This is a genomic window from Stieleria mannarensis (assembly GCF_014154935.1).
Taxonomy (GTDB): domain Bacteria; phylum Planctomycetota; class Planctomycetia; order Pirellulales; family Pirellulaceae; genus Stieleria; species Stieleria mannarensis.
Genome location: NZ_JACEHH010000032.1, coordinates 93,648 through 105,957 on the forward strand (window position 1 = coordinate 93,648; position 12,310 = coordinate 105,957).

At 58.7% G+C, this 12,310-nt stretch carries 7 protein-coding genes; 6 read left to right on the plus strand and 1 reads right to left on the minus strand.

What is annotated here, in order from left to right; all coding sequences use genetic code 11:
• The first annotated feature begins 167 nt into the window (after positions 1 to 167).
• The 4 genes from H1B37_RS21110 to H1B37_RS21125 all read left to right on the plus strand — a co-directional run bounded on the left by H1B37_RS21110 (position 168) and on the right by H1B37_RS21125 (position 6,204).
• Positions 168 to 620: a hypothetical protein gene (locus H1B37_RS21110; protein ID WP_182868627.1), complete on the plus strand. Its 453-nt coding sequence runs from the start codon at positions 168 to 170 to the stop codon at positions 618 to 620.
• A 171-nt stretch (positions 621 to 791) separates the two neighbouring features.
• Positions 792 to 2,210, plus strand: coding sequence for an efflux RND transporter periplasmic adaptor subunit (locus H1B37_RS21115; RefSeq protein ID WP_182868628.1), 1,419 nt, complete (start codon positions 792 to 794; stop codon positions 2,208 to 2,210).
• Positions 2,211 to 2,223: 13 nt separating this feature from the next.
• A complete protein-coding gene (locus H1B37_RS21120; RefSeq protein WP_182868629.1) occupies positions 2,224 to 5,670 on the plus strand; it encodes an efflux RND transporter permease subunit in 3,447 nt (1,148 codons plus the stop codon).
• A 12-nt stretch (positions 5,671 to 5,682) separates the two neighbouring features.
• A complete protein-coding gene (locus H1B37_RS21125) occupies positions 5,683 to 6,204 on the plus strand; it encodes a hypothetical protein (protein ID WP_286177975.1) in 522 nt (173 codons plus the stop codon).
• 584 nt (positions 6,205 to 6,788) lie between these two features.
• On the opposite strand, the gene H1B37_RS21130 is transcribed toward H1B37_RS21125, so the two are convergent.
• A complete protein-coding gene (locus H1B37_RS21130; RefSeq protein ID WP_436298634.1) occupies positions 6,789 to 8,312 on the minus strand; it encodes a TolC family protein in 1,524 nt (507 codons plus the stop codon).
• Between the two features lie 1,323 nt (positions 8,313 to 9,635).
• Between H1B37_RS21130 and H1B37_RS21135 the strand changes: the two genes are divergently transcribed.
• Both H1B37_RS21135 and H1B37_RS21140 read left to right on the plus strand, forming a co-directional pair.
• Positions 9,636 to 11,564: a heavy metal-binding domain-containing protein gene (locus tag H1B37_RS21135; protein ID WP_182868639.1), complete on the plus strand. Its 1,929-nt coding sequence runs from the start codon at positions 9,636 to 9,638 to the stop codon at positions 11,562 to 11,564.
• Between the two features lie 150 nt (positions 11,565 to 11,714).
• The coding region (locus H1B37_RS21140; RefSeq protein ID WP_286177977.1) for a four helix bundle protein at positions 11,715 to 12,310 on the plus strand (596 nt) is incomplete at its 3' end.

Here is a 12,310-nt window from a genome sequence, read left to right on the forward strand (position 1 = left end):
TCGCAATCGACCTGCTGCCATCGCTCTTTTCGAATCTCACCGGCTCTACAGGACGTCGTGGCGGGGCAGTCGTCGGCAGGGAAGGCCGCATTCCAAGCAAACGGTCTTGGACGGGATGCGACCGGCGGCTTATACTGGTGCTGTCCGTCCACTGAGGAGAGTTGCGTTTGAACCACTTCCTTGCGTTCATCCTGTTCCCATTTTTAACCTTTGGAAATGCGTTCGCACATTTCCATCAGGGAGAATTTGCGCCCGCGGATCACGCAAGTCGTCCACACATCCATGTGGGCGGGCATCACCACGCCGCCGATGGTCATCAGCACGGAGATGGAATTCACGTCCAAACCGACGCGGCGCATGGCGAGACGCTCTTATCGCAGAGCGTTGACTCGATCGACGTCCCGATGGACCACGATTCGACGGCGGTCTATCTGGCGTCCGATTCCGACTACGCTTGCACTGCCAAGCCCGTTGATGTTCAACGTGAGTTGCTGCAAGGCGTCGCTGTTGGAGCAACCGACCGATTCGCTCCAGCGTTGACCATCGCTGTCGATCCACCCGTCGAACGACGAACCGGCCAGTTGCCTCTCTTTCTGCTTCACGCTGCGCTGAGGTTGTAGCGAGACCAGCCGCGAGCACGTTTGCTCGCCCGCTGATTGCGACGCTCTTTCCCCTCGTTCTGCGGCATTGGTGTTTGATCCGTCATCGGATTTGAGCCGAAACCGCTTCCCGCTGCGCCGTTGGTGGTCGTTCGTTTTCGTTCGTCCGGCATCCGCGTGAGGTTTCGAATCATGTCATTAAGAAATGCGATTCGCGTGCTGGCCGGTCCAGCGGTGGTCCTGGTCTGTCTGGGGGTGCTGTGGGCGTTTCGCGCCCACCTGCTTCCTCGGCCGACGACGCCCCAACCTCATGACGGGAGCTCAATTTCGCCATCGACCGAATTGGAGGTGCTCGAACTCAGCCCACAAGCGAGGAAGAATCTGAATCTGGTCTCCCAAGCAATGAAGCCCACCGACTACTGGCGCGTCGTGACGATTCCGGGCATGGTTCAGGATCGCCCCGGTGTCTCGGACCGCGGCGTCACGTCACCCGCCGTCGGAGTCGTGTCGCAGATTCACGTCTATCCCGGCGACACGGTGCAACCGGGCCAGCCCCTGGTGACGTTGCAGCTGTTCAGCGAGTACTTGCAGGCGACGCAGACGGCGCTTTTCAAGGCGACTCAGGAAATCTCGCTTGTCCAGGCAGAACTCGATCGCGTGACCGGACTCGCCAGCGTCGGCGGTGTCTCGGGCAGCCGTCTGATTGAGCTCAGGAACGAGATCAAGCGACAGCAAACCCAAGTCCAGGCTTCCCGCCAAGAGTTGCTCACACGCGGGCTGCGACACGAGCAGATCGAGCAAATTGAATCGGGAAACTTTGTCTCGACCATTGAAATCGTCGCGCCGCAGCCCAGGAAACCGGACCGCGTCGCGGCAGGTGGAATCGATCGGACGATCGTTCAGGCAAGTTTTATCGCTGCGGATCATCCGGACCGGTGGATTGCCTATGAAGTCCAGCAGTTGCCGGTGGAACTTGGGCAGACCGTTCAGGCCGGCCAAGTGATTGCGGACCTTTCAAACCATCAATCGTTGTACGTCGTGGGGCATGCGTTCAAGCGCGAAGCCGTTTTTTTGGAAGCCGCCGCGCAGCAGGGACGCGTCATCGAAATCGAGTTTGCCGACGATTCGCCGGGGAACTGGCCCGACCTGGAGCAAACGTTTTCGATTCGCCACCTGTCCAACACGATCGATCCGGACAGTCGCACCTTCGACTTTTTCATTCCGTTGTCGAATCAGTCGCGATCGTACCAGAAGCACGAGGAGACCTTTCTTGTTTGGCGATTTCGACCCGGCCAACGGGCACGTATTCACGTCCCGGTTGAACAACTGGAAAACGTATTCGTCGTGCCTCCCGATGCAGTCGTCAACGAAGGATCGGAGTCATTTGTGTTCCGCCAGAACGGAGACTTGTTCAACCGCTTCTCGGTGCACGTCTTGCACCAAGACCGCCGCCATGTCGTGATCGCGAATGACGGCAGCATGACGCCGGGCGCCTACTTCGCGCAAAACGCGGCTGCGTCACTCAATCGTGTGCTGAAAGCTCAGACCGCAAGCGGCGAGCAACCGGGGCTGCATGTGCATGCCGATGGCACCGTCCACGCCGCTCACTGACGGGTGATTTCCCATGCTTGATTCTGTCATCCGACTTTCACTGCGTTACCGAACGCTGGTTTTGATCACCAGCTTGGTGATCCTGGTTTATGGGTCCTACCTGGCGACCCAGATGACCATCGACGTCTTTCCCGATCTTGACCGGCCGCGCGTGGTGGTCATCACCGAGGCGCCCGGGCTGGCGACCGAAGAGGTCGAAACGCTGGTCACCCAACCGATCGAAATCGCCTTGATGGGGGCCAGCGGAGTCCAGGCGGTGCGCAGTCAGACGACGGCCGGGCTGAACGTCATCTACATCGAATTTGATTGGGCGACACAGATACGCGCCGCCCGCCAAACGGTCAGCGAGCGGTTGAGCACTCTGGAGGGAATCCTCCCGGAGGGCATCCGCCCACAAATGACGCCGCCGTCCTCGATCATGGGGCAAATCGTGGTGGCGGGCATCTATCGCCAGCGCGGCCCCGGCGGAGGTGTTTTGGCACCGGTCGGTGGGACCGACGCCATCGCGGAACTCGTCGGACAAGGTGATGATCCAACGATTCGAGTCTGGTCCGCAGGGGATCGCCACGATTTTTCCAGCTGGGAACCGGTGGAGTCACAACTTCTCGACTGGGCCGGCGCCCCCGACGCAAGCACCAACGATCTTGCTGGCACGGCGATACTTGAAATCGACGGGAAACAGCATGAAGTGCTGTTCGACACACGAATGAAACAGTCGTTGGAACTGCGGACGATTGCGGACTGGGTGATCCGCCCGCGATTGCTGAAGGTCACCGGAGTTGCCGAGGTTTTCATGCAAGGGGGCGATCGAAAGCAATATCAAGTCTTGCTGGATCCAACCGCCTTGTTGGAATACGACGTGACCGTGCAGGACGTCGAAAAAGCATTGCGAGAGAGCAACATCAACACCAGCGGCGGTTTCGCAATCACGGGCGAAACCGAGCGGCCGATCCGAGTCCTCGGACGGCTCGGAAGCGGGAATCGCAACATCGTCGACGACTTGAAGAAGATCGCAGTCGCGAAACACCCAAAGCGAACCGTCTTGCTGGATCAGGTTGCCAGGGTGATCGAAGGCCCAGAACTCAAACGAGGAGATGGCAGCGTCAACGGTGAAGGCGGAATCGTTTTTACCGTCGTCAAGCAACCCCATGTCAACACACGCACATTGACCGACGATGTCGCGGCGGCTTTGGAGGAGGTCGAAGCCTCGCTTCCGGCAGAGATCGTGATCAACTCCGAACTTTTTCGTCTGAAGAACTTTATCGACCGAGGGATCTTTAATGTCGCCGAAGCGTTGGTCATCGGAGCGACGTTGGTCATCATCGTGCTGTTCTTGTTTCTGCTGAACTTCCGCACGACGTTCATCACGTTGACCGCGATCCCCCTGTCGCTGGTCATCACCACACTGGTCTTTCGCATCATCGGGTGGCTGAGCAGCAGTGAGCTGTCCATCAACGTCATGACGCTGGGCGGGATTGCCGTCGCGATGGGCGAACTGGTCGATGACGCCATCGTCGACGTTGAAAATATCTTCAGGCGGTTAAAAGAGAACCATTCCCGCGAAACACCGCAACCTGCCATCCAAGTGGTCTATGAAGCCAGCAAGGAGATTCGCAGCGCCATCCTTTTCGGCACCACTGTCGTCATTCTGGTGTTCCTGCCGCTGTTCGCATTGTCTGGTGTCGAAGGTCGTTTGTTTGCACCGTTGGGATTTGCCTACATCGTTTCGATTCTGGCTTCGTTCGCTGTTTCGTTGACCCTCACGCCGGTGTTGTCGTTCTACCTGTTGCCGGAGGCCGGTGCGACGCATCGGGAACAAGACGGATTACTACTCCGCGGGTTGAAGTCGTTGGCGACACCCTTGATTCGAACCAGCATGGCGATTCCCGGCAGTTTGCTGATCGTGACATGGCTGGTTGTCGCGGTTGCCGCGATCCAGTTGTCAACGCTCGGACGCAACTTCCTGCCCCCGTTTGACGAAGGCAGTGTCCAGGTCAACGTGACCTTGCCACCGGGTTCATCGCTGGAAGCATCGAATCAGGTGTCCGAATCGATCGACGGCGTGTTCAAGAGCATGCAGAAATCAGCCGACAACCCGGACGGCGAAGTTTTGAGCTTCGTCCGACGAACCGGCCGGGCCGAGATGGACGAGCACGCGTCGCCGGTCAACTTTGGCGAATACATTCTGAGCATGAATCCCGACGCCCAGCAGGGACGCGAGGAAATGCTTGCCGAGTTGCTCGAACGGATTAAGACCGAAGTTCCGGGCGTGGACATCGAAGTCGAGCAGCCGCTGGCTCACCTGATCAGCCACATGGTGTCGGGAGTCTATGCCCAGATCGCGATCAAGATTCACGGCGATGATCTGAACACGTTGCTCGCACTCGCCGAACAGGTGAAGGATTCCATTGCCGACGTGCAGGGAATCACTCCGCCGATCGTTGAACCGGTCCGCATGACCTCCGAGCTGCACATCGAATTGCGCGGCGACGACTTGGCACTGTTCGGTCTGACCCGCCAATACGTCGCCGACGTGCTGCAAACGGCGTTGCAAGGGGCCGTGGTCTCGGAGGTCTTGGAAGGTCAACGTCGTTTCGATTTGCTGATTCGATTGGAAGAGGAATACCGCACGGACTACGCGAATCTGGGACGGCTTCGGATCGATTTACCACACGAAAGCGGTCAAACAGAAAGAGGGCAAATCGAATTGCGCGACGTGGCCAGCATCAACGAAGGAACCGGCCCCAATTCGGTCAATCGCGAGAATGCCCGTCGAAGGATTGTGATTCGTTGCAATACCCAAGGCCGTGACTTGGCGGGCGCGGTGGCCGACATTCAGACGCGAATCGGCGAACAAATCTCGATGCCTGTCGGCTACTACGTGGAGTACGCCGGACAGTTCGAGAGCCAACAAAATGCAACTCGATTGATTGCGATCCTGGCCGGAGTGTCCGTCCTCGGGATGTTTGGCGTGTTGATGATCCTGTTCCCTTCGGTCCGCATCGTTTTACAGATTCTCAATGCGTTGCCGACCGCCTTTATCGGCGGGGTGCTCGCGTTGGTCGTGACCCAGCAGAACCTGACCGTGGCCAGTCTGGTCGGTTTCATCTCCCTGGGTGGCATCGCAGTCCGAAACGGGATTCTGCTGGTCACCCATTACTTTCACCTGATGAAGGAAGAAGGCGAAAGCTTTTCGCAATCGATGATCATCCGGGGCAGTCTGGAGCGACTCGCCCCGGTTCTGATGACTGCGCTCACGGCCGGCATCGGACTGATCCCGCTGGTGCTGGGCGGACAAGAACCCGGCAGAGAGATTCTCTATCCGGTCGCCACGGTGATTCTGGGCGGCCTGATCACTTCGACTTTTTGTGAGTTCCTGATTCACCCGGGACTGTTTTGGAAATTCAGCGGAAGAGACGCCAAGCGTTTGGCGGACGCTGAACAAGTGACTTCGATTTAATGGACTGAACCCATGAAAATGTATGCTTTCCTATTGATCCTCCCCGCACTGTTGCTCGCTGCCGGTTGCCGATCCTCGACGGAGCCCGAGACGCCAACGACTTCAGCAGAATCTGCGCAGGACCACAGCGATCACGACGACCGACGTGACCACAGTGTCAAGGGGCACGGCCACGGCATCGGGCCACACGACGGGACCGTGGCCGACTGGGGCGGGGGAAAATACCATCCCGAGTTCACCGTGGACCACGACAAGCAAGAAGCCACGGTCTACATCCTGGGACCGGATGAAAAAACACCGGTTCCGATCGAGGCGGAATCGATCGAGTTGAGCATTTCGGAACCTGTCATGCAGCTGACGCTCAACGCGTCCCCGCAGGAGGGCGACCCGGAGGGATTGGCCTCTCGCTTCGTCGGCAACCACGAAAAGCTAAGCGTCGTTCAACAGTACGCCGGAACCGTGAGTGGTGTCATCGAGGGAACGCCCTACGCGGGGGACTTCGACGAAGGAGATCACGATGGACAGGCACATTAGCACGTCGTCTGGTGCATCGCCGGACGGTCCCGCGAGTTTCTCGGGGGCATAGGCACCAAGTGAAGACGCGAAGTCTTTTGTTGAACCCCGAGGAACGTGAAATGCATTGCTGAGCAATACCCTTGCGAGCAAGACAATGTTGTCAGACAAAGGTTGGTAGGCTCATTTCTTTGCAGGACGATATTGATGATCCTGGCTCCCCTCACCCCCAGATTTGGGAGAGGAAACGCATCGTAATGAATTAGCAATACACTTCACGTCGAGCGGCGTTGTGCGAAACAATTACAACACCAACCGCGTCGCGGTTTCACGCCAGCGGCGTGTCACAACAAAGCTTGGGGTCGCGCTAGCGCACCCCAAGATCAGATGTCCCAAGCCCGGCAACCCCAACGGGGTTGAACATCACGCGCCGCCCAATTCGCGCGAGCGTTTCGCGGTCCGTTCACATTGCATCGTTTGTTGAACCCCGATGGGGTTCCGATCCTCATTCTTTCCCGGCCCCGGGGTGCGCTTCGCGACCCCGGGCTGTGTTGTGACACCGCTCTGCGGTGGAAGTCGGGTGGCACGATCTGCGTCGAAACGATTCAATCCGCCGGACACCCCACCGTTCGGTCGATCTGGGCGATCGTGCCGGCCAGGGTCGCTTCGATCCGCGCGAGTTGAGTTTCGAACATCAACAACTCGCGATAGGTCTCGATCAATGAAAAGAAATCGGCTCGCTTGCCTCGGTAGTCGGAGATCGCCAATTTGAGCGTGTCTTCGGTCCGGGGGATGATGCGATTCTCGTAGATGGACCGCTGCTGGATCAACGCATCGGCTTGTGCGGCAAGCCGGCGAACTTTGCCGTACAACGAATCGCGTTCCGCTTCCAGCCGCTGTGCGGTGCTGGACCTGCGACTGGCTGCTTCGCGAATCCCCGCGGTGATCTTGCTTCGCCAGATGGGCAAGGTCGTCCCGACGGTGAAACTGATGTTGTCATGACCGTTGGCCACCGGGCTGATTACGTCATGGTTATCGTTGACCAATCCCCAGTGCATGCCGACGGTCAAGTCCGGATACTGCTGCAAACAGGCGAGGCTTTCTTTGCTACGATCGCGGGCGAATTCGGCGGCGAGCCCCTGGAGCGTCGGATTACATTGCTCGGCCAGCGCAATCAGTGCTTCCAGCTGTTCGGGAGAGCTTGCGGTCTCCAATTGATCACTTGTCTCTGGCAGCATGTTGATCGGTTGTTGCAACAAAGCCGCCAAATCGGCTTGAGCCACCTGCTTTTGTTTCCGCAGGGTGACCAGTTGATCGTCGATGCGATCGGCTTCTAATTGGGCACGCAGCACATCTTGCTGTGACCCACCGCTTCGGTATCGTGCCTCGGCAACCTCGGTCAAATCATCGACCAGTTCGCGAGTTTCCTGAATGATCTCGATCGAGCGTCCGGCAAACCAGATCTCGTAGTACGCCAGCCTCACCGATTCGGTGATCTCACGTTCTGTCGCATCGACCTCGGCTTGTGCCATTCGCACTTCATGGCTCGCGATCGATGCCTTCGCATCGAGCTTTTTTGGAAACGGAATCTGCTGGCTCAGACTCATTTGATTTCCGACTCGTCCTGCGGCGGTCTGCAACGCCTGGTCATGAATTGGCCAGAACGTGTTGCTGAACATCGGGTCCGGCAGCGCGCGGGCTTGTGGGATCACGTTCACTGCTGCGGAGACGCGATTGCGGGCGGCGAGGATCTTCGGGTGTCTCGACAATGCGATGTCGACGAAATAGTCCACCGGCTGGGCTTCCGGTTGCCGCGTGATTGGGGCGGCAATCGCATCCGTCCCCGAATCGGATTGCATTGTCATCACCGGCGTGAGGAGTGTTTCGCCTTGACCGCCATGGACCGGCGTGGCGCCCGGCTGGCCGGCCTGGTCCACATGCGTCATTTGGGCGGCGGGATGCTCGTCGCGCTGGGGCGAATCAAGGTGCAGCAAATCGCTGAACTCCGGCCTCACCGTCGTCTCATTGTCTCGCACGATCGCCGATGCCAGCTCGACCTGCGCAGAACCAGCCGTCCTGACTTGATCCTGGCGGACCTGCTCCTGACTGGCTTGTTCTGGGGTGGGCAATTCGGATGCAGAATTAGCCGACGGTTCGCTTCTTACCGCAGTGTCAAAGATGCCCGCCGCGCCAGCCCCCCCCCGAGAGAGCCGCTTCGAGAATCGATTCAATGACGGATCTGCTGCACAGCCGGCCATTACCAGAAGGGCTAGTTGAAGTGATAAAATTCGCAGCCAATGCGTTGCAGAGCAGACTGATTGACGCCGTTCCATGGCGAAATTCCTTGGGCGGGGTATAATTTTCCGGCAGGCGAAGAAGGAGCGGCAGAATCTCCCTTGAACAATTTGGCCCGATTTCCGATACAAGTTGCATACCGTACCTGGGTATTCCTTCGGACAGATCCCTTGCAGAACTTCCACCTAACTCGCACCGTCCTCAATCTTTGCCTGGTCGTCATGATGGCGATTCAGCCGGTGGCGGTTGTGGCTGCACAGGGAACATGTGGCACGACACTGAAAGAGTGTACGGAATTCGAGTGTCCATCGTGCCATTGCTGCGTGATCAGCCACCAACAGGAGCGGTGTGGTTGTTGCCACGGAACGTCGGAATCCACGGGTGGATGCTGCGGCCGGGCGAAACAGGCGTCGAAAGCAATTGTCGCGTCCTTCTCGGGTGAGATCGATCAACACGCCGTCAACGTCCGTGGATGTCGTTGCGGATTGCATTCCGAACCGGCGCTGCCCGCGCCGATTCGCGTCCCGGCCAGCGAGCTTCGTGAATTGGTCGTGGTCGCAAGCTTGATCGATCTCGATTTGACGGGGCACCAGATCAGCGCGTCTGGGCGATTGAATTCAGCGTTCGTTGCCGGCGCCGCTGCGCCCCATTTTTCTCAGCGCACTCTCTGCGTTTGGCGGTTGTAGCGCACCCTCAATAGGAACGCTGCGTCTTTTGCGTTCCTGCTTCTTTGACCAACGTTGATGGGCACACCGATGGAATGAGATGCGGTCTCGCGGATCGCTTCTGCAATGTTCCTCAATGTCCGTCTCACTCGGTCAATCGTCCAATTCGGCTTGATGCATTTGACGCTTCGACAGGGTTCCCTGCGCGAGGACCGTCCGGCTGGGATTCCCCCCCCTTTTCAAAACGGGAATGGATACATGGAAGACGATGACAACACACAAGTGCCCGAGGTGACTACCAGTGGTGAGAACACACCACCTGCAGATTCCGGCACATCAAACACCGAAGCGACCTCGCCGAGCGATAAAACCGATGCGGTGTCCAGCGAAGTTCGTGACGGGAATCCTGACGAACGACTCCCCCCATCGAGCGCACCCGACGAAGCAGCGCCCTTGCGGCACGACGAGCGTCCGTTCGCATGGCTGGTCCGTATGGCCGTTCAAGCCGCCGTCGTGCTCGCCGTCGTCGGACTCGGTCTGTTTATGCTTGGCGTTGCACAACGAACACAGTGGTTGACGGCCGACGGGTTTTCCGGTGGTGATATCGCCATCGTCGAAGACACCGGCAGTGCGGAACCGACGCGTTACATCTGCCCGATGATGTGCACGCCGCCATCGACCGAACCGGGACGTTGCCCGGTGTGCGCGATGGAACTGGTACCGGCAACCGGCGGCGGCCAGGGCGATGGTATTTCCGTCACGATCCAGCCGGCCGCCAGGCGATTGGTCGGAATTCAGACCGCCGTCAGCAAGATGGGGAACATGAATCGAACGATTCGCACCATCGGCTCGATCGACTTCGTTGAAAGCCGACTGTCAACGATCTCGGCGTACATCGATGGCCGGCTGGAAAAAATGTATGCCAACTATGCCGGCGTCACGGTCAATCAAGGGGATGATTTGGCACTGGTCTACAGCCCCGACCTGTATTCCGCCCAAGCCGAGTATGTCGCCAGTCTGGATAGCAAAGCGGGGGGCCGATTCAGTATCGGCGATGCCGGAATGCAGGAAATGGCTCGGGAAAAGCTGTCCGAACTCGGCATGACGGACCAGCAAATCGCGACGTTGCGCGAGTCGGGAAAGCCGATGTCGCGGATTCGGATCAAGTCGCCACAAAGCGGAACGGTCATCGAAAAGTCCGCCGTCGAGGGCGACTATGTCAAGACGGGACAGAAACTCTATCGCATCGCCGACCTCAGCAGTGTCTGGTTGATGTTAGACCTGTTTCCCGACGATGCGTCGCTGGTTCGGTTCGGCCAGCAAGTCGAGGCAGAGATTCAATCGCTGCCCGGCGAAGTCTTTACAGGGCGGGTCGCGTTCATTGATCCCGTCGTCAACCAGCAAACGCGAACGGTTCGCGTTCGCGTCGAGTTCATCAATTTTGACGGCAAGTTGCGGCCCGGCGATTACGCCACGGCACGACTGTCCGTCCCGGCGATCCCCACCGATCGAGCGTATGACCCGGCGCTGGCCGATCGGTTCATCAGCCCGATGCATCCACAAGTGATTCGAGACGATCCGGGGGATTGCCCGTTGTGTGGGATGCGGCTAGTCCCCACATCCGAGTATGGTTATTCGCCCGAGCCGGTTGAAGGTCAACAGGTCGTCACGGTACCTCGCGACGCCGTTTTGCTTGCCGGCGATCAAGGGGTGCTGTACGTCGAAACGGAACCGGGGCGATTCGAAATCCGACGCGTGACCGTGGGACCGATGAACGACACCGATGCGGTGATCGCCGAAGGACTCGCTGCCGGTGAAGTCGTCGCGACCAGCGGCAACTTTCTCATCGATTCACAAATGCAGCTTGCAGGTAACCCGTCGTTGCTGGATCCCAGCAAGGCGACCAGCTACCCGCCCGGACCGCTTTCGCTGCCCGATTCCCAGCCCGTTTTGTTGACCGGCGATTCCGCGGTGCAATTTGATCGAGCCTACAACGCCTACTTCGAAATCCAATCCGCGATGGCGGCCGATACGGCACCGCCCCGCGTCGCACTCAATGCTCTGGTCGATGCACTGGCACGATTGGAATTGTCGCCCGACGTCCCCGACCTGGCTCAGACGCGATTCGCCAAGGCCCGCAGCGCGGCGGGCCGAATGGATGGTTCGCTGGAATCGGCACGAGATGCGTTCCGAACCGTCAGCCACGCCATGTTGCGGGCGGCGACGGTTGCTCGCGGCCCCCAAACCGCCGAGCGGTTGACTCACTACTACTGCCCGATGGTTCCCGGTGGCGGCGGCGATTGGATGCAACCTGGCGGCGAACTGGCCAATCCGTACTGGGGCGCTGAGATGCTGAGGTGCGGGGAGGTAGTGGGGGAGTTGGGGAGTGAAGGAGATGGGAGTGAAGGAGTGAAGGAGTGAAGGAGTGGGGGAGTGGGGGAGTGGGGGAGTGTACGGTGGGGTGTCAATCGATGGGCAGTCAGGAGATTTGAAATGGGTGAGAGAATCAGAACGCATCGTGATTTGATCGTTTATCAGAAGTCGTTCGCGGCGGGTAAACGGATTTTTGAATTGTCGAGATTGTTTCCTCGCGAAGAGATGTATTCGTTGACGGATCAGTTGCGGCGATCGGCTCGAAGTGTCAGCGCGAACATTGCCGAGGCTTGGCGAAAGCGACGCTACGAAAAGCATTTTTGCAGCACACTGAACGTCGCGGAGGCGGAAGCGGCGGAGACGCAGGTCTGGATCGAATACGCATCGGCCCACGGCTACCTCGACGCGGACACAACCGAACAAGCCATCCAGTTCTACGAAGAGATCTTGCGAATGATCGTTGCGATGATTCACGGATCGTCAAAGTGGTGCGTTGATTTTCAGTCGGGAGTGAAGGAGTCGGGAGTGAAGGAGTCGGGAGTGAAGGAGTCGGGAGTGAAGGAGTCGGGAGTGAAGGAGTCGGGAGTGGAGGAGTCGGGAGTGGAGGAGTCGGGAGTGAAGGAGTCGGGAGTGAAGGAGTCGGGAGTGGAGGAGTCGGGAGTGGAGGAGTCGGGAGTGAAGGAGTCGGGAGTGAAGGAGTCGGGAGTGAAGGAGTCGGGAGTGAAGGAGTCGGGAGTGGAGGAGTCGGGAGTGGAGGAGAGCAGTGCGAGCTACGACTTGGACAGTGATTGTCC